The sequence below is a fragment of the Brevibacterium sp. BRM-1 genome (assembly GCF_026802075.1).
GTDB lineage: Bacteria > Actinomycetota > Actinomycetes > Actinomycetales > Brevibacteriaceae > Brevibacterium > Brevibacterium rongguiense.
Genome location: NZ_CP113788.1, coordinates 2,699,571 through 2,717,628, shown reverse-complemented (window position 1 = coordinate 2,717,628; position 18,058 = coordinate 2,699,571). Strand labels below are relative to the sequence as shown.

Sequence of the window (18,058 nt, the reverse complement as noted above, 5' to 3'; positions counted from 1 at the left end):
GCCGATCACCGCGCCGGGCGATCCCATTGGCCGCGCCGCGAGCGGGCTGAGCAGTGCAACTGCCAGCTCCGCGCTGACCGATCCCACGGGCCGCTCTGTGTGCGTGCGAAGCACCGCGCGCGGCCGCCTCAGCCGCGCGCGGTGCCCCAGGCTGGACTCAGCCGAGCAGCCAGTCGTTGGGGGCGAAGAGCTCGAAGTGCACGCGCTCATCGGCGACGCCCGCAGCGCTGAGCTGCTCGCGCACGCCCTGGAGGAAGGCATTCGAGCCGCACACGTAGACGAGCGCATCGTCCGGCAGCCCGGCCGCAGCGACATCGAGGCGGCCGGTGCGCACCTCGGCGCCCCGCGCGCCCGCCTCGCGGCCGGCCGCCGCAGCCTCTCCCGCACCGGCCTCCTCGCGCGGTTCCGCCGCATCGGCGGCGGTGCCCGGGTCCAGGTCCTGACCGGCCTGCGGATCGCCGTACCACGTGATGAGCCGGCCGTGGGGCAGGTCGGCGACAAGCGCCGCGCGCTCGGCGGCGAAGACATCGGCCCCGCGATTCGCCTCGGCGTGGAGGACGGTGACGGGGCGCTGCGCACCATCGGCGTGGAGCGCCTGCAGGATGCCGAGCATGGGCGTCGTGCCGATGCCCGCGGAGACCAGCACGAGCGGTTCAGCGCCGCGCACGTCGACGACGAGATCGCCGAAGGGCAGGGTCACGTCGATGACATCGCCCTCCTGGACGTGGTCGGCGAGCCAGTTGGAGACCTCGCCGGCGGGCAGCCGGTCCACGGCGGCGACGCGCTTGACCGCGAAGGTGAGGGTGCCCGCCCCGCCCTCCGGCTCGCCCACCAGGCTGTACTGGCGCAGCTGGCGCGCGCCATCGGGCAGCGTGACGCCGACGGACACGTACTGGCCCGGCAGGTACGCGGGGAAGGCCTGCCCGTCCTGGGCTGCCACGGTGAAGCGGAGGACATCCTCGGACAGCTCCCGGCGCCGCACAACCTCACCGCGGCGGAACACGTCGCCGATCTCCACACCCGCCTGCGCGTAGAGGTCCTGCTCGAAGCCGATGAGCGACTCGGCCATCATCCAGTACACGGCATCCCAGGCCGCCGCCACATCCGGGGTGACGACATCGGCGCCCAGGACCTTGACGATCGCCTCGAACAGGTGGTCGTGGACGATCTGGTACTGATCCGGCGTGATGCCCAGCGAGGCGTGCTTGTGGCCGATGCGCTCGAGCAGATCGCGCGGATCCGGCACCGATTCGTTGACGAGCGCCGCAGCGAACGTCGCGACCGAAGCCGCGAGCGCGCGCTGCTGGGCGCCCTGCTTCTGATTGCCCCGATTGAAGAGGTTGTCGATGAGCTCGGGATGGCGCTCGAACATCGTCGCGTAGAAGAGCGGGGTGATCTCGTCGATCTTCGACCCCACCAGCGGCAGTGTCGCGCGGATGGTGTCCGCGTGCTCCTGGCTCAGCTGAGTCCGCTCGATGGGCCGCAGGCCCGGCAGTGTCGTGGACATCGTTCCTCCTGACCGGCCAGAACGGCCGTCGTGTGATTCCCTGTGGGATCCGCGCGGAGCGCGCGGCCCCCGGCGGGGGCCGTGCGCGGCGCGGCGGGTGCGGGGTAGGGCAGCGGTGAGTGCCGCCGCCGAGGCGCGGGCCGGACCGCCGCCTCCGGCACGAGGTCGCGCAGGCGGATCGGGTCGAGGCTCGCGTAGAAGGCCTCCTGCGCCCGGCCCAGTGCCGCGCGCAGCACGCAGCCGCCGGTGAGCAGGGGGCACGGTTCGGGGTGCAGGCAGTCGATGACAGGGCCCGTCTCGAGCTCGCGCACGATGCTGCCCACGCTGCGCTCGAGCACCCCGGGAGCCAGCGTGAGCCCGCCCGTGCGGCCGCGGCGGGCATCGACGAGCTCCATGCCGGACAGCCGCGTGACGACCTTGGCCATGAACGCCGGCGGGGCGGCGACCTGTGCCGCGAGATGGGCGGTCGTGACCCGCTCCGGCTGCGCGGCGATGCGCATGAGCGCCCGCAGCGCGAGGTCGGTGAACCGGGTCAGCTCCATGCCCTCGACGCTAGATATTCGGACCTGGCGACTCCAGTGAGCCGACCCTGTTCTACATCACGTAGAAAACGGGTGCGGATATCGCCGTTTCAGTATTTCCTATGGTCACGGGCCTCCACTCTGCCGAGGACGACGGGCCGGCGCCTCGAACTGAGGCGGGGGACACACGCGCGGCCTCACGCCTCGGCCGCCCGGCGCTCACATGGCAAGACGCGCCGCGGCCGGGCGGCGCATCCGGCGCGGACGCCACTACGATCGATGCCATGAAGAATGCTGCAGAGGTCTCCACCGCCCCCGTCGTCGCGCTCGGCCTGCTGGGCGGCTATCTGACGGCCCGCGAAACCCTCAATCGCCCGCTGGGCGGCGCCGTGCTCGCCGCCGCCGGCGCCTACGCCGGCCGCACGTGGCTTCAGAAGTCCGGCCCCGCGGTGACGACCGCGCTGGCCGCGACATACCTGCTGGGGTTCGGCCTCTCGCACCCGCTGGCCAAGAAGATCGGCGCCTGGCCCGCGGTGCTCACCGTCACGGCTGCCAGCGCCGGCGCCGCGTGGCTCATGTCGGATTCGAAGCGCGGTTGAGACCGGCTCCCCATTCCGCGGGGTCTCCTGGGGGATTCCGCAGGGTCGCCGAGGGGCTCGAAGCCACGGGATACGCGGAGCCGCGGCCCCTCAGTAGCCCATGTAGCGGCCGGGCCGGTGGTTGAACGCGATGACGATGTTCATGACGACCGCGCCCAGCGCGGAGACGAGCATGGTGGGCAGCCCCGCGACGAAGAACGAGGCGCCCACGATGACGATGTCGCAGCACATCTGCACGGCCCCGGCGTTCCAGCCCAGGCGCTCCTGGAGGAGCAGGGCGAGGATGTTCACCCCGCCCAGGCTGGCGCCGTGGCGGAAGAGGATGAGCAGGCCCACCCCGGCGAGCAGGTTGCCGGCGATCGTGCCGTAGACGGGCTGGAGCGAGCCCAGGTGGACGAAGAGGCCGTGCAGATCGGCCATGATGCCCACGAGCGTGACGCACACAAACGTGCGCAGCGTGAATTGCCAGCCCTTCTTCCACAGGGCCAGCGCGAAGAACGGCACGTTGACCAGCGGGAACAGCACGCCGATGGGCAGCGGAACCAGGTAGGAGACGAGCAGGCTCAGGCCCGCCGCGCCGCCCGTGACGGCGTGGGCGGAGTGGAGGAAGAAGACGCCCAGCGAGGACAGGAACAGGCCGGTGGCCAGGCCGATGAGGTTCTCATACCACCGGTGCCGCACGCCGGTCGCCTCATAACCCTGGGCCTCCTCGGCCGCCGCCGCCTCGCTCATCCGCCGTACCTCCCCGCGCCGCGCGCGCTTTGCCAGTCGGCCGGAATCTCCGGCCCGGTCCGCCAGCCGATCCTATGCCGCCGCGGTGCGCGCGATGGCCGATCGGGCCGAGCTCGCGCGCAGTGTGACGCGTTTCAAACGCCCGCGGCCCTGCGCGCCTTGAGGGCCCGGGCCGCGCGGCCCTAGACTGGACGCTCCGCTGCGGCACCGGGCCGCGGGGGCAGCCGGCGCGGGCGATGGGACCACCCCATCGCCCGATCTGCGTTTCCGGGCCCGGCGCGGTTTCCGGCCCGAGCCCGCCCGGCGGGATGCCACCACCGCACCTGCACCCGCACCTCGGCGCGGACCGCGCTCCTCGCGCACCGAGCACCGCGAGCCTCCCCGCGCGGCCGCGCACACCGCACCGCCGCGCACACCGCACCGTCGCCGACCCGCACTTCCGCCGTCCCCGCCGTTCGCCCCGCCTCACCGCCCACTGTCTCCTGCCGCCCATCCCGAAAGGCACCGCCATGACCGCAGACCGCCCGGCCACCGCCAGCGCGCAGGCGCGCCTGGCGATCTTCGCCCTGGCCACCGGGGCATTCGGCATCGGCACGGCCGAATTCGCCACGATGGGCCTGCTGCCCTACATCGCGGACGGCCTGGGCGCCTCCATCACGGAGGCGGGCCACGCGGTCTCGCTCTACGCGATCGGCGTGGTCGTGGGCGCCCCGCTCATCACAACGCTGACCGCACGGCTGGACCGCAAAGCACTGCTGCTGCTGCTCGTGGCGGTCTTCGTCATCGGCAGCGTCGGCTCGACGCTCGCGCCCACCATGGGCACGCTGCTGCTGGCCCGCTTCGTCACCGGCCTGCCGCACGGTGCCTTCCTGGGCGTGGCCGCGGTCGTGGCCTCGACGCTCGTGGATCCGGCGCGCAAGGGCACCGCGATGGCCCGCGTCATGCTGGGGCTGACCGTGGCCAACATCTTCGGCGTGCCCGCGGCCGCCGCGATGGGCGCGGCCTGGGGCTGGCGGACGGCCTACGGCCTCGTCGCCGGCATCGGCCTCATCACGCTCGTCCTCGTGCTCCTCCTCGTGCCGCGCTCGGCCCCAGCGGCGCAGGCGCCCTCGATGCGCGGCGAGCTGCGCACTCTCAAGCGGCCGCAGGTCATCCTCACGCTCGTCGCGGGCTCCGTGGGCTTCGGCGGGATGTTCGCCGTCTACACGTTCATCTCCCCCGCGATGACGCAGATCGCCGGGGTGCCCGAGTCCGCGATGCCCTGGGTGCTCGTGTGCTACGGCGTTGGCATGACGGCCGGCTCGCTCATCGTGGGCCCGCTCGTCGACCGGTCGATCGACCGCACCGCGCTCGCGGGCATCGCGGCCCTGGGCGCGATCCTGCTGTGCCTGGGACTCTTCCTCCAGCTCACCCCCGTGGCCCTCGTCCTCCTGTTCCTCATGGGCATCGGCGGCTCCATCTTCACCTCCGCGCTCCAGGTGCGCCTGCTGCGCGACACCCGCGACGCGCCCTCCCTGTCCGCCGCAATGAACCATGCGGCGTTCAACTTCGCCAACGCACTGGGCGCCTTCCTGGGCGGCGTCGTCATCGACGCCGGCTGGGGCTACCGCGCCCCCGCCCTCGTGGGCGCGGGCCTGTCCGTCGTGGGCCTGGCCGTCACGCTGGTCGCCGTGGCGACCCGCGGGCGCTCCGAGCGCCAGATCGTCGACACCGGCGCCGCCGCCCCCGCGTCCGAGGCGCCCGCCTGAACTCCCCCGCGGCCCCATCCGGCAGCGCAGAATTTCGCGTCGCGGCCGTGCGCTAATTGCCCGAGCGGAGCCGCGCGCCCACACCGGAGCCGGGCCGCGCCTCGGGCCCGGACGGCACCCAATGCCAGTCCGCAGCGCACCCGGACAGGGCGCGGTCGAGGCCCGCGATCCGCGCGGATTCGCCGCACGCGGCGGTCACGGACTGCTGCCGCGCACCCCGTAGACCACCCCCGGGGCGCCTGCGGTACGGATCGCCGCGCCGCAGGCGCCCGGGGACCGTGGCCGTGCGAGGCGGGCCGCGGCGTCCGCCGGGCGTACGGTGTGCGCACTATCCCCTCTCCCTAAGGAGGCACCGGTGAGGATCGCGCTGTTCGCCACGTGCATCGTCGACGCGATGTACCCGGAGGTCGCCAAGGCAACCGTGTCCATCCTCGAGCGTCTGGGCCACACCGTGACGTTCCCGGAGCGGCAGGCCTGCTGCGGCCAGATGCACATCAACTCGGGCAAGTTCGCACAGGCCTACCCCGTCGTGAAGAACCACGTGGAGGCCTTCGAGGACGCGGACTTCGACTACGCCGTGGCACCGAGCGGCTCCTGCGTCGCCTCCCTGGGCCACCAGCACCCCATGATCGCGGAGTACATGGGCGACGAGGACCTCGCCTCCCGGGCCACACAGGTGGCCGGGCGCACCTACGAGCTCAGCCAGCTGCTCACCGACGTCCTGGGCGTCACGGACGCCGCCGCCCAGCTGGGCTCGTACTTCCCCCACACCATCGCCTACCACCCCTCGTGCCACGGCATGCGCCTGCTGCGCCTGGGCGATCGCCAGTCCGACCTCCTGCAGACGGTCGAGGGGGCCGTCGTCGTGAGCCCGGAGAACTGGGACGCCTGCTGCGGCTTCGGCGGGACGTTCTCCGTGAAGAACCCGCAGGTCTCCACTGCGATGCTCACGGACAAGGTCGAGGCGCTCATCAACACCGGCGCCAGCGTGTGCTCCGGCGGCGACGCCTCGTGCCTCATGCACATCGGCGGCGGCCTGCAGCGCCGCCACGAGCTGCTGCCCGCGCAGGCCACGCCCCCGGCCACCGTGCACTTCGCGCGCGTGCTCGCCGCCACCCGGGAGCACCCGCTCATTCTCAACGAGGAGCTCGTGAGCGGGGGTGCGCTGCGATGAGCACCACCTTCATCGGCATGCCCACCGTGCCCGGCACCGGCAACCTGTTCGAGCGCGCGCCGTTCCCGCAGGTCGCCCAGCACGAGCTGGGCAATGTGCAGCTGCGCACCAACCTCACGAAGGCCACGACCGCCATCCGCACGAAGCGCGCGGCCCGGGTGGCCGAGCTGGGCGACTGGGAGGACCTGCGCGACTCCGGGGCCGCGGCCAAGGACGTCGTGCTGGCCCGCCTGCCGGAGCTGCTCACCCAGTTCGAGGCGGCCTTCACCGCCGCCGGCGGCACCGTCCACTGGGCGCGCGATGCGCAGGAGGCCAACGCGATCGTCCGCGGCCTCGTCGAGGACAGTGCGCCGCTCAATGAGGACGGCCGGCGCGAGGTCATCAAGGTCAAGTCGATGGCCACGCAGGAGATCGGGCTCAACGAGTACCTCGAAGACCACGACATCGATGCCTACGAGACCGACCTCGCGGAGCTCATCGTCCAGCTCGGCCACGACAAGCCCAGCCACATCCTCGTGCCCGCCATCCACCGCAACCGCCACGAGATCCGCCAGATCTTCCTGCGCGGCATGGAGGACGCGGACCCGAACCTGGGCACGGAGCCGCGCGAGCTCGCCGAGGCCAGCCGCAAGCACCTGCGCAAGAAGTTCCTCACGACGAAGGTCGCGATCTCCGGGGCCAACTTCGGCATCGCGGAGACCGGCACGCTCTCCGTCGTCGAATCCGAGGGCAACGGCCGCATGTGCGTGACGCTGCCGGAGACCCTCATCACCGTCATGGGCATCGAGAAGCTGCTGCCCACGATCGACGACCTGGGCGTGTTCATGCAGCTGCTGCCGCGCTCGTCGACCGGTGAGCGGATGAACCCGTACTCGTCCTTCTGGACCGGCGTCACCCCCGGCGACGGCCCCCGCAACGTCCACGTGGTCCTCCTGGACAACGGGCGCACCCGCGCGCTGGCCGACCAGCACGGGCGCCAGGCCCTGCGCTGCATCCGCTGCTCGGCGTGCATGAACGTCTGCCCCGTCTACGAGCGCACGGGCGGGCACGCATACGGCTCGGTCTACCCGGGCCCGATCGGCGCCATCCTCACGCCCCTGCTGACCGGCACGGACGCCGAGGAGAACAGCACGCTGCCCTATGCCTCCAGCCTGTGCGGGGCGTGCTTCGACGCCTGCCCCGTCAAGATCGACATCCCGCAGATGCTCGTGCGGCTGCGCAACGAGGGCAACGTCGTCAAGGAGTCCGAGCACGGCCGTCTGCCGAAGACGCAGCTCGACGTCGCGCTCACCGGCGCTTCGTGGCTCATGTCCGATGGCCGCCGCATGGCGCTCATGGAGAAGGGCTTGCCGCTCGCCAAGCTCCTCTCCCCCAAGGCCGGCATCCGCAGCCTGCCCGGCATCGCCGGCGCCTGGACCTCCTCGCGCACGATCCCGCGCCCGCCGCGGCAGTCCTTCCGCTCGTGGTGGAGCGCCGAGCACCGCGAGGAGGCGCGCGAGGAGCGCCGCGAGGCCCGCGACCGCGCGCAGTTCCGCCGCTTCGAGGCCCGCTCGGGCGCCGAGCCCGCCCCGGAGGCGGGCCCGGCCCCGCGGTCCGAGAACCAGCACGAGACGAAGGAGTCCTGACGTGGACGCGCGCAGTGTCATCCTCGAGCGCATCTCCTCGAGCCTGGGCCGCACCGGCCGGCTCAATGCGGAGGGCTATGTGCCGATCACCGCCCCCGCACCCGAGGTGCCCCACGCCTATCGCACCGCCTCGGACCTGAGCACGGAGCGGCTCATCGAGATCTTCGCCGACCGGCTGGCCGACTACAACGCGGGCGTCGCGCGGGTGAGCGCGGCCGAGCTCCCCGCGACGGTGGCGCGGTTGCTGGACGAGGCCGACGACATCGTCATCCCCGCCGACCTCGACCGCGCCTGGGTGGGCGAGTTTGCCGGCAGGGTCCTCACCGACTCGCGCGAGGAGCCGCAGCCCGTCGACGTGCTCAACGCGGTGGGCGCCGTCGTCACCGGCTCGACCACCGCGATCGCCGACACCGGCACGATCTGCCTCTCCGGCCCTCACTGCGGGCGACGGGCGATCACCCTCGTGCCGGACCACCACGTGTGCGTGGTGCGCGCGGCGGACATCGTGGAGATCGTGCCCCAGGCGGTGGCCCGCCTGCAGGAGGCCGGGCTGTCCACCGCGCCGCAGACGTGGGCCTCGGGCCCCTCGGCCACCGTCGACATCGAATTCGAGCGCGTGGCCGGAGTGCACGGCCCGCGCCGGCTCGACGTCGTCATAGTCGTCGACGAGGACGAGCCCGAGGCGCATGCCGGGACACAGGCGGCCGCCCAGGCCGACCCTCGGGACAGCGCCTGAGCCGGTGGCTTGAACCGGTCGCTTGGTCGGGTGGCCTGAGGCGACGTCGGGGCAGGCCACCGAGACCGTGCCCCGGCCGGGCCCGGGCGGTTCGGCTCGATTCCCGGTCCGGGCCGGTTCGCCGACCGGCCCGGTTCGGTTCCCGGTCCGCCCTCCGGAAAATGTGATCCACGTCTCGACAGGCCTCCCGCCTCGCGCTAGGATTGTTCAACAATCCACGAGGAGGGTGCATGACCACGATCGACCTCAACTCCGACCTGGGCGAGTCCGTCGCGGGCTTCCCGCTGGCCGACGACGCGGCGGTGCTCGACATCGTCACGAGCGCCAATGTGGCCTGCGGTTACCACGCCGGCGAGCCGCACCTGCTGCGCCGCACCCTGGCCGCCGCCGCCGAGCGGGGCGTGGCCGTCGGCGCCCACCCCTCGTACAACGACCCCGCCGGCTTCGGCCGCCGCGCCATCGACTACGACGCGGCCCAGCTCGCCGATGAGCTGCTCTACCAGCTCGGCGCGCTCGACACGCTGGCCCGCGCGGCCGGCACCCGCGTGTCCTACGTCAAGCCGCACGGTGCCCTGTACAACCGCATCGTCCACGACGAGGAGCAGGCCCGGGCGGTCGTCGACGCCGTGCGCGCCTTCGGCGGTGGTCTCGCGCTCCTCCTGCTGCCGGGCTCCGTCGCGATCGGCCTGGCCGAGGCGGCCGGCATCCGGGCCGTCGCGGAGGCCTTCGCCGACCGCGGTTACACCCCCGAGGGCACGCTCGTCCCCCGCACGCAGCCCGGTGCCGTGATCGCCGATCCGCAGGCCGCGGCCGACCGCGTGGTGCGCCTGGCCACAGAGGGCACCCTCGAGGCCGTGGACGGCAGCGTCATCCGCCTGAGCGCGGAGTCCGTGTGCGTCCACGGCGACTCGCCCGACTCCGTCGAGCTCTCCCGTCGCGTCCGCGCGGGGCTCGAGGAGGCCGGCGTGCAGGTCCGGAGCTTCGCGTGAGGCCCCGGGCGGTGCTGCCCGCCGGCGACCGCGCGCTGCTCGTGGAGCTGGGCTCGATCGACGCCGTCATGGCCGCGCACGCCGCCCTGACCGCCCAACCGCTGCCCGGCCAGGTCGAGGCCGTCGCGGCCGCGGCCACGGTCCTCGTGCGCTTCGAGACCCCGCGGTCCGCGGCGAGCGGGGCCGAGTGCCTGCGCGCACTCGACGTCGACGCCGCACACGCTCCCGAGGGCCGGGAGATCGCCATCGACGTCGTCTACGACGGCGAGGACCTCGAGGCGGCTGCCGCGGCGCTCGGGCTCGGAACCGAGGCGCTCGTCGAGCGCCACACCCGCCAGGCCTGGCGCGCGGCGTTCGCGGGCTTCGCGCCCGGCTTCGTCTACTGCGATGCGCCCGACGGCGGCTGGGAGACCCCGCGCCGGGACGAGCCGCGCACGCGCGTGCCCGCGGGCTCCGTGGGCCTGGCGGGCGCGTTCTCCGCCGTGTACCCCACCGCCTCGCCCGGCGGCTGGCAGCTCATCGGCCGCACGGACGCTCGGCTCTTCGACCCCGACCGCACCCCGCCCGCCCTCATCGCGCCCGGCGACCGGGTGCGCTACCGGGCGGTGCGCGCCCAGGCCACCGCAGGCACTCGAGCCGCCGCGGACACCGGGGACCGCCCGCAGACCGCGGAGCCGGCGGCCGGGGCCCAGCCCGCGGAGCCGGCGTCCCAGGCCGCGCATGGCCCTGCCGCCACCGCCTCCGGCACCTCCCCCACTCCTTCGGCTGCCGCGCCCCCCGCCGAGGCGCCCGCCGCCCGGCCGCAGCCCGGCTCGCGCGTCCTGCGCATCGAGTCCCCCGGGCTGCAGGCGCTCAGCGAGGACGCCGGCCGGGCCGGCCTGGGCGATCAGGGCGTCTCCCGCTCGGGGGCCGCGGACCGGGAGGCCTTCGCCCAGGCCAACCGCCTGGTGGGCAACCCGGAGGGCACGCCCGCCATCGAGATCCTGCTGGGCGGCCTCACCGCCACCGCGCTGGCCGACTGCGCGCTGGCGGTCACCGGCGCGCAGTGCCCGATCGACGTCAAGTACGACGGCGCCGTCCACCGCATGCCGCTGTGCGCCCCCTTCGCGGTGCCCGCGGGCGCACGCCTGTCACTCGGCCGGCCCAGCGCCGGGATGCGCGCCTACCTGGCGCTGCGCGGCGGCTTCGACCTTCCCCGCACGCTGGGCTCGAGCGCCTCGGACGTGCTCTCCGGTCTGGGCCCGCCCCCGCTTGCGGCCGGTGATGAGCTGCGCGCCCCCATTCCCGCCGCCAGCGCACCGGGCGGGGCCGCGGACCCGGCGGGCGCCTCGCCGAACCCGGGGTGCGGGCTCAGCGCGGCGGGCGACCCCGAGCCCACCACCCTGCGCGAGGCCGTGCTGCGCGTCATCCCCGGGCCCCGCGCGGACTGGTTCGAGCCCGCCGCCCTCGAGGCGCTCACGGCCGGTGCATGGACGGTCACGGAGCGCTCGAACCGGGTGGGCCTGCGCTTGGAGGGCGAGCGCCCGCTCAAGCGGGCGCGCGAGGGCGAGCTGCTCAGCGAGGGCATGGTCTTCGGCTCCGTGCAGGTACCGCCCAGCGGCCAGCCGGTCGTGTTCCTCGCCGACCACCCCGTCACCGGCGGCTATCCCGTCATCGCCACCGTCATCACCGCCGATCTGCCCATTGCCGCGCAGGCGGCGCCCGGAACCGCGCTGCGCTTCGCGCTCGCCCCACCGAAGGAGCCCGACCATGGCTGAACTTAGCCGCGTCCTCATCGCCAACCGCGGGGAGATCGCCGTGCGCATCGTGCGCGCGCTTCGCGATGCGGGGCTGACCTCGATTGCGGTCTACGCCGACCCGGATGCGGACGCCGTCCACACCCGGCTGGCCGACGAGGCTCTCGCCCTGCCCGGCACCAGCCCCGCGGAGACCTACCTGAGCATCGAGGCACTCCTCGACGCCGCGCGGCGGGCCCACGCGGATGCCGTCCACCCCGGCTACGGGTTCCTGTCGGAGAACGCGGACTTCGCCCGCGCGGTCGAACGGGCCGGCCTCACGTGGATCGGCCCCCGCGCGGAGACGATCGAGGCGCTGGGCAACAAGGTGCGCGCCCGCGAGCTCGCGGCCTCGGTGGGGACGCCGTTGGCTCCCGGCAGCGACGGGCCCGTCGAGAGCTGGGAGGACGCCCGCGACTTCGCCCAGGAGCACGGCCTGCCGATCGCGATCAAGGCGGCCTTCGGCGGCGGTGGGCGCGGGCTCAAGGTCGCCCGCTCGCTCGATTCCATCGAGTCCTCGTTCATCGCCGCCCAGCGCGAGGCCGAGGCGGCGTTCGGGCGCGGGGAGTGCTTCGTGGAGAAGTTCCTCGACCGGCCCCGCCACGTCGAGGCGCAGATCCTCGCCGATGAGCACGGGCACACCGTGGTCGTGGGGCTGCGCGACTGCTCGCTGCAGCGGCGCAACCAGAAGCTCATCGAGGAGGCCCCCGCACCGTTCCTCACCGCGGAGCAGGAGGAGCGGCTGCGCGCCGGCGCGGTCGCCGTGTGCGAGGCGGCGGGCTACGTGGGCGCCGGGACCGTCGAGTTCCTCGTGGGCGAGGACGGCACGATCTCGTTCCTCGAAGTCAACACCCGCCTGCAGGTGGAGCACCCGGTCACGGAGGAGACGAGCGGGGTCGACCTCGTGGCCGAGCAGCTGCGCATCGCCGCGGGCGAGCCGCTCTCCGTTTCCGAGGCGCCAGCGCCGCGCGGCCACGCGCTGGAGTTCCGGCTCAACGCCGAGGATGCCGTGCACGGCTTCGTCCCCTCCCCCGGGACCGTCACGCGCTTCGAGGCGCCCACGGGCCCCGGCATCCGGATGGACTCCGGGGTCCGGACCGGTTCGGAGGTCCCCGGTGCCTACGACTCCCTCATGGCCAAGCTCATCGTCGTGGGCGCGGACCGGCAGCAGGCGCTGAGCCGCGCCCGGGCGGCCCTCGACGAACTCGTCATCGAGGGCGTGGCCACCGTGGTGCCCTTCGATGCCGCCGTGCTCGAGCATCCGGACTTCACGGCCGAGGACGGCTTCGCCGTGCACACCCGGTGGATCGAGACGGACTTCGCGGAGGACGAGGCGGCGCAGGAGCGCATGACCGACCGCGCCGCCGGGGCGGTCCTGCCCGCGCACGGCGGGGCGCAGCTGCGCCGCTTCGGCATCGAGATCGACGGCCGCCGCCGGGAGATCGCCCTGCCCGCCGAGGCGCTGGCGCTGCTGGCCGGGCGCAGCGGCCCGGCCGGTGGCGCGGGCGAGGGCGCCGGGGGTGTGCAATCCGATCGCGCGCAGTTCGGGGGCAACGGGGGTGGCGCCGCAGGTGGGGAGGACTCCGGGGCGCAGGCATCCGAGACCGCCGTCACGAGCCCCTACGCCGGTTCGTTCGTGGCGTTCTCCGTCTCGGACGGCGATGAGGTCGAGGCGGGCCAGGCGGTCGCGGTCATCGAGGCGATGAAGATGGAATCCGAGGCGCTCGCCCCGGCCGCCGGCACCGTGCGGCTGCGCGACCTGGCCAAGGGCGACGAGGTGGCCGCGGGCCAGGTGCTCGCGGAGCTCGCATGAGGCACGCGGGCACCGCGGCCGCGGGAGCCGACGGTGGGCAGCGAAGCTCCGCACCCACCGCGCACACCGCACGCACCGGGGCCGCGGAGAACGGGGGCACGGCAGACGGGGGCGCGGCTGACCGGAGCACCGAGGACCGCAACACCGAGGACCGCGGCGCGGAGGACGGGACGGCCCGCAGCCGAGCGCACGCCGAGCTCATGGGCCTCATCGCCGGCGGGCAGCTGAGCGTGGGCGACAAGCTCAGCGAGGTGGCGCTGGCAGCCCGCCTGGGCGTGTCGCGCAACACCCTGCGCGAGGCGTTCGCAGCACTGGCCGCCGACGGCCTCGTCGAGCGGATCCCCCACCGCGGGGTCTTCGTCGCCGAGCCCACGCAGCGGGAGATCGCGGAGATCTACCGCCTGCGCATCCTCCTCGAGGCCGGCGCCCTGCAGTGGGCGGACGGCCTCGACACCTCGGGCCTGCGCGCGATCGTCGAGCGCGGTCTGGCGGCCCGCAGCGCGGGCGACCACGTGGGCACGGCCGCGGCCAACCAGGACTTCCACACCGCGATCGTCGCCGCCGCCGGCTCGCGCCACGCCGATGCGCTCATGCGGCGCGTCTCCGCGCTCATGCGCCTGGCGTTCGCCCGCGCCAGCCGGCTCGAGGACCAGTTCCACGCGCGCTTCGCCGAGGGCAACCTGCGCGTCGTCGAACTGCTCGAGCGCGGCGACCGGGCGGGCGCTGCGGCATCGATGCGCGCCTACCTCGACGATGCGCGCGCAGAACTCGGCGCACTCGGCGATCCGCCCGCCCCGCCCGGCCGCTGAGGCCGGCGGCGGGACGGCAGCACGAAGGCGGCGGCACCGGGGTGGCGGCACCGGGGTGGCGGCACTGGGACGGCCGTGCTGGGCAGACAGTCCCGAGGCGGTCTCGGCCACACGGGCCGTGCCGCTGCCGCGCGCCCGCGGTGCGGGCAGCAGCGCGCCGACCCAGAGGGCGGGCAGCGCCCGCCCGCCGCCGAGGCGCGGGAAGCACCCGGCCGGCCCGCACCTCGGCGGTGGGCAGGGGAACTAGGCCCAGAGCTTTGCGATGCCGGCCACCGAATTCCAGCCCAGGTAGATCGTCAGCAGCCACACGGCCGCGCCCAGGATGAGCAGCCAGAGCGGATAGCGGTAGCCGCCCAGCAGGTCGCGGCGGCGCCAGGCCACCCACAGCACGACGAAGAAGCCCAGCGGGAGGATGAGGCCGTTGACTGCGCCGGCGAAGATGAGGAGCGTCTGCGGGGTCTGGTTGAGCACCAGGTAGACGGCCGTGGCCACGACGATGAACGCGATCGTGAGCCCATTGCGCACCCGCGGCGAGGTCGACTGCTTCGTCACGAAGCTCACGGAGGTGTACGAGGCGCCGATGACGGAGGTGACCGAGGCGGCCCAGAGGACGACGCCGAAGAACCGCAGGCCGATCTGCCCCGCGGCGGCCTCGAAGGCGTCCGCGGCGATGTTCTGCCCGGCCAGGTGGACGCCGCCGGCGACCACGCCCAGGATGGCGAGGAACAGCAGCACGCGCATGATGCAGGTGACGATGATGCCCATGACCGAGGCGCGGGTGATATCGCGGATGTGCTCGATCCCGGTGACGCGCGAATCGACCATCCGGTGGGCGCCGGCGAACGTGATGTAGCCGCCCACCGTGCCGCCGATGAGCGTGGTGATGACGAGGAAGTCCACGTGCTCGGGGGCCACGGTGTTGGCCAGCGCCTGGCCCAGCGGGGGCTGCGAGACGATCGCGACGTAGAGCATGAGCGCGATCATGAGCGCGCCGAGCACGGCGACGATGCGGTCGAGCGCCACGCCCGCGCGCTTGGAGACGAAGATCGCGATCGCCACGAGCGCGGAGATCGCGCCGCCGATCTTGGGATCGAGCCCGAGCATCGCGTTGAGGCCCAGCCCGGTGCCGCCCACGTTGCCGATGTTGAAGATGAGCCCGCCCACGAACACGAAGACGGCGAGGACCCACCCGAGGCCCGGCAGCACGCGGTTGCCCAGCTCGTTGGCGCGCAGGCCGCTCACGCCGATCACCCGCCACACGTTGAGCTGGATGGCGATGTCGACGAGGACGGAGATGAGGATCGCGAATGCGAACGCCGCCCCCATCTGGACCGTGAACACGGAGGTCTGGGTGATGAAGCCGGGGCCGATCGCGCTCGTCGCCATGAGGAACATGGCGCCGATCATCGTGAGCCTGCGGCTGCTGGCCAGGCCCGCGGCGGTGTCCGGGGAGGCGGGCTCGGCGGCGGAGCTCTGGGGCGCAGAGCCCTGGGGCTCGGTGCCCTGGGGCTCGGAGGGGGCGTCAGTCATGGCGGGGCTTCCGATAGGGGGGCGAGGCGGTGAGCCAAATGTAGGCCAGATCACACGCGGTGCGCAAGCGATTGTTGAACAATCCCCCTACCCCCGGCGCACCGCCTGCAGCACCCCGTGTCGATGTGAACCAATTAGACTGGACAACAAACCATTTGGTTCGTACCCTCGGGGTATGACCGCACCGAATCCGCCCGCCGCCGCGGCGGACACGCGCATCGGTGCCCGCCGGGGCGCGGCGCTGGCCGTCCTCATCCTGGCGGTCACCCTGCTCGCGATCGACGGCACCGTGCTCTACCTGGCCCTGCCCGCCCTCAGCCGCGATCTGGCGCCCACCGCGGCCCAGGTGCTCTGGATCGGCGACATCTACTCGTTCGTGCTGGCCGGGCTCCTCATCACGATGGGCAACCTGGCCGACCGCTTCGGCGCCAAGCGCCTGCTGCTGGTGGGCAGCGCGGCATTCGGGCTCGCCTCCCTGCTGGCGGCCTTCGCACCCACCGCCGGGCTGCTCATCCTCGCGCGGGCGCTCCTGGGCCTGGCGGGCTCGACGCTCATGCCCTCGACCCTCTCCCTCATCCGCGCGCTCTTCCCGGACGCCGCCCTACGCACCCGCGCGGTGGCCCTGTGGTCGGCGGGGGCCATGGCGGGCGGGGCGGTGGGCCCGCTCGTGGGCGGCGTCCTGCTCGAGCACTTCGCCTGGGGATCCGTCTTCCTCATCAACCTGCCCGTCGTCGCGCTCATCATCGTCGCCGGCTCCGTCCTGCTGCCCGGCGCCCCGACCCGGCGCAGCGCGCCCATCGACCTGCTCTCGGCCGGGCTGTCCGTCCTCGCGATCGTCCCGCTCGTCTACGCGGTCAAGGCCGTGGTCGAGCACGGACCCACCCTGGACGCAGGCGGGGCTGCGGCGATCGGCGTCGTCTGCGGCTGGCTGTTCCTGCGCCGCCAGCGCCGGCTCGCCCAGCCGCTGTTCGACCTCTCCCTCTTCGCCATCCCCGCCTTCCGCGGTGCCGTCATCGCCAACGGGCTCTCCGTGCTCGGCTTCTTCGGCTTCCTCTACTTCTTCTCCCAGTACCTCCAGCTGGTGCGCGGCTACTCCCCCTTCTGGGCGGGGCTCGCGGAGATGCCCGCGACGCTCGCCTCGATGGCCGTCGCCGTCATCGTGGGCGCGGCGCTGCGCCGGCTGGGTGCCGGCCGCGCGATCGCCGCGGGCCTGCTGCTCAGCGCCGCGGGCCTCGTGGGGATCGGCATCGCGGAGGGCAGCGACACCTACGCGTGGCTGGGCCTCGCGCTGGCGATCACCGGGCTGGGCACGGGGCTGGCGATGACGCTGTCGACCGATGCCGTGGTCTCCGCTGCCCCGCCGGACCGGGCGGGGGCGGCCTCGGCGATCTCCGAGACCTCGTTCGAGCTCGGCATCGCCCTGGGCATCGCGCTGCTGGGCTCACTCCAGACCGCCCTGTACCGCGGTCTCCTGCACGTCCCCGCGGGCACGCCGGAGGCGGCGGGCCGGGCGGCGCGGGAGTCCCTTGCCGCCGCCGTGGAGGCCGCCCAGGGCCCCGCGGGCGGGCCGGACACCGGGCTGCTGCTGGCCGCCCAGGAGGCGTTCACACAGGGCATGCAGATGACGGCCGCCATCGCAGCCCTGCTGCTCGCCGCGGCGGCGGTCGTGGCCTGGCGGGTCATCCCGTCGCCACGGGGTGCGGATGCCCTCGCCCAGCCCGCGGCGGAGGCCCGGCCCGCGGCAGAAGCCCGTCCCGCAGCGGAAGCCAAGTCCACCGTGGCGACCTATCCCGCAGCGGAAACCCAGCCCGCGGCGGAGGCCCAGCCCGCGATGGAGAGCCAGTCCGCGGCGGGCGCCCGGCCCGCGACGAAGGGGGGCGCGCATGCGCAATGAGCCGCCGGACCGCGGCGGCCCCGCGGGCGCCGGGCAGCCCACCCGGGACCGCGAGCGCACCCGCGCGGCCATCATCTCCGCCGCCGGTCGGCTCATCGCCGAGCGAGGCTCGGGGGTCAGCCTCGCGGCGATCGCCGCCGAGGCGGGGGTCTCCAAGGGCGCGCTGACCCACCACTTCCCGTCCCGGGCCGCGCTGCACGCCGCCCTCATCGAGGACGTGGGCGAGCGCCTGTGGGACGAGGTGAGCGCAGACGTCGACCTCTCCGAGGCCCGTCCCGGCATGCTCACCCGGGCCTATATCCGCGTGCTCGCCTCCGACAGCGAGGCCACGCGCGCCGTCTTCTTCCCGTCCTCGATCCTCCTGAGCCTGGGCAGCGGCGAATTCGTTGATGCCCACAGCGCCGCGGAGGCGCAGCGCTGGCGCGCGGCCTTCGCCGCCGACGGCCTGCCGACCGACCTCGGCCTGGCACTGCGCTGCGCGGCCGAGGGGCTCGCGGCCAACGCCGGCTCGGTGTTCCTCTCCGCCGAGGAGCTCGCGCTCACCCGCACCCGCCTGCTCGCGCTGGCGGAGGCGCCGTCACCCCACGAGTGACCCCGGCACACCCC

General features: G+C 73.9%; 15 protein-coding genes. 11 read left to right on the top strand and 4 right to left on the bottom strand.

Features of this window, described 5'->3' with window-relative positions:
* Positions 1–157: 157 nt before the first annotated feature.
* Together BRM1_RS11950 and BRM1_RS11945 are read right to left on the bottom strand one after the other, a co-directional pair.
* A complete protein-coding gene (locus tag BRM1_RS11950; protein ID WP_268526214.1) occupies positions 158–1,507 on the bottom strand; it encodes an FAD-binding oxidoreductase in 1,350 nt (449 codons plus the stop codon).
* Positions 1,459–2,049 carry an RrF2 family transcriptional regulator gene (locus tag BRM1_RS11945; protein WP_268526212.1) on the bottom strand — a complete coding sequence of 197 codons (591 nt, stop codon included), beginning with the start codon at positions 2,047–2,049 and terminating at the stop codon, positions 1,459–1,461. Before BRM1_RS11945 ends, BRM1_RS11950 begins: the two co-directional genes overlap by 49 nt.
* 263 nt (positions 2,050–2,312) lie before the next feature.
* Here BRM1_RS11945 and BRM1_RS11940 point away from each other — a divergent pair, with 263 nt between their 5' ends.
* Positions 2,313–2,627 carry a hypothetical protein gene (locus tag BRM1_RS11940; protein WP_268526210.1) on the top strand — a complete coding sequence of 105 codons (315 nt, stop codon included), beginning with the start codon at positions 2,313–2,315 and terminating at the stop codon, positions 2,625–2,627.
* Positions 2,628–2,717: 90 nt separating this feature from the next.
* Here BRM1_RS11940 and BRM1_RS11935 read toward each other — a convergent pair whose 3' ends face one another.
* On the bottom strand, positions 2,718–3,359 hold the full coding sequence (locus tag BRM1_RS11935) for a YitT family protein (protein ID WP_268526208.1): 642 nt from the start codon (positions 3,357–3,359) through the stop codon (positions 2,718–2,720).
* Between the two features lie 509 nt (positions 3,360–3,868).
* Here BRM1_RS11935 and BRM1_RS11930 point away from each other — a divergent pair.
* The 8 genes from BRM1_RS11930 to BRM1_RS11895 all read left to right on the top strand — a co-directional run bounded on the left by BRM1_RS11930 (position 3,869) and on the right by BRM1_RS11895 (position 14,028).
* Positions 3,869–5,107 carry an MFS transporter gene (locus tag BRM1_RS11930; protein WP_160953126.1) on the top strand — a complete coding sequence of 413 codons (1,239 nt, stop codon included), beginning with the start codon at positions 3,869–3,871 and terminating at the stop codon, positions 5,105–5,107.
* 355 nt (positions 5,108–5,462) lie between these two features.
* Positions 5,463–6,281 carry a (Fe-S)-binding protein gene (locus tag BRM1_RS11925; RefSeq protein WP_160953125.1) on the top strand — a complete coding sequence of 273 codons (819 nt, stop codon included), beginning with the start codon at positions 5,463–5,465 and terminating at the stop codon, positions 6,279–6,281.
* Complete coding sequence (locus BRM1_RS11920) at positions 6,278–7,906, top strand: lactate utilization protein B (RefSeq protein WP_160953124.1); 1,629 nt, start codon at positions 6,278–6,280, stop codon at positions 7,904–7,906. Before BRM1_RS11925 ends, BRM1_RS11920 begins: the two co-directional genes overlap by 4 nt.
* Position 7,907: 1 nt before the next feature.
* The gene (locus BRM1_RS11915; protein WP_268526204.1) at positions 7,908–8,642 is read left to right on the top strand and encodes a LutC/YkgG family protein; all 735 of its coding nucleotides are present in this window, start codon (positions 7,908–7,910) and stop codon (positions 8,640–8,642) included.
* 230 nt (positions 8,643–8,872) lie between these two features.
* Positions 8,873–9,631 (top strand): LamB/YcsF family protein, encoded by a 759-nt coding sequence (locus BRM1_RS11910; RefSeq protein ID WP_268526202.1) that lies wholly within the window; start codon positions 8,873–8,875, stop codon positions 9,629–9,631.
* Positions 9,628–11,388 carry a 5-oxoprolinase/urea amidolyase family protein gene (locus BRM1_RS11905; RefSeq protein WP_268526200.1) on the top strand — a complete coding sequence of 587 codons (1,761 nt, stop codon included), beginning with the start codon at positions 9,628–9,630 and terminating at the stop codon, positions 11,386–11,388. Before BRM1_RS11910 ends, BRM1_RS11905 begins: the two co-directional genes overlap by 4 nt.
* Positions 11,381–13,219 carry an acetyl/propionyl/methylcrotonyl-CoA carboxylase subunit alpha gene (locus BRM1_RS11900; RefSeq protein ID WP_268526198.1) on the top strand — a complete coding sequence of 613 codons (1,839 nt, stop codon included), beginning with the start codon at positions 11,381–11,383 and terminating at the stop codon, positions 13,217–13,219. Before BRM1_RS11905 ends, BRM1_RS11900 begins: the two co-directional genes overlap by 8 nt.
* Positions 13,216–14,028, top strand: coding sequence for a GntR family transcriptional regulator (locus BRM1_RS11895; protein WP_268526196.1), 813 nt, complete (start codon positions 13,216–13,218; stop codon positions 14,026–14,028). The genes BRM1_RS11900 and BRM1_RS11895 overlap by 4 nt, the downstream gene beginning before the upstream one ends.
* A 243-nt stretch (positions 14,029–14,271) precedes the next feature.
* Here BRM1_RS11895 and BRM1_RS11890 read toward each other — a convergent pair whose 3' ends face one another.
* Positions 14,272–15,558 carry an NRAMP family divalent metal transporter gene (locus tag BRM1_RS11890; RefSeq protein ID WP_160953119.1) on the bottom strand — a complete coding sequence of 429 codons (1,287 nt, stop codon included), beginning with the start codon at positions 15,556–15,558 and terminating at the stop codon, positions 14,272–14,274.
* Positions 15,559–15,733: 175 nt separating this feature from the next.
* On the opposite strand from BRM1_RS11890, the gene BRM1_RS11885 reads away from it, so the two are divergent.
* Both BRM1_RS11885 and BRM1_RS11880 read left to right on the top strand, forming a co-directional pair.
* Positions 15,734–17,452, top strand: coding sequence for an MFS transporter (locus BRM1_RS11885; RefSeq protein WP_160953118.1), 1,719 nt, complete (start codon positions 15,734–15,736; stop codon positions 17,450–17,452).
* Complete coding sequence (locus BRM1_RS11880) at positions 17,442–18,044, top strand: TetR/AcrR family transcriptional regulator (RefSeq protein WP_268526194.1); 603 nt, start codon at positions 17,442–17,444, stop codon at positions 18,042–18,044. The genes BRM1_RS11885 and BRM1_RS11880 overlap by 11 nt, the downstream gene beginning before the upstream one ends.
* Positions 18,045–18,058 lie beyond the last annotated feature (14 nt).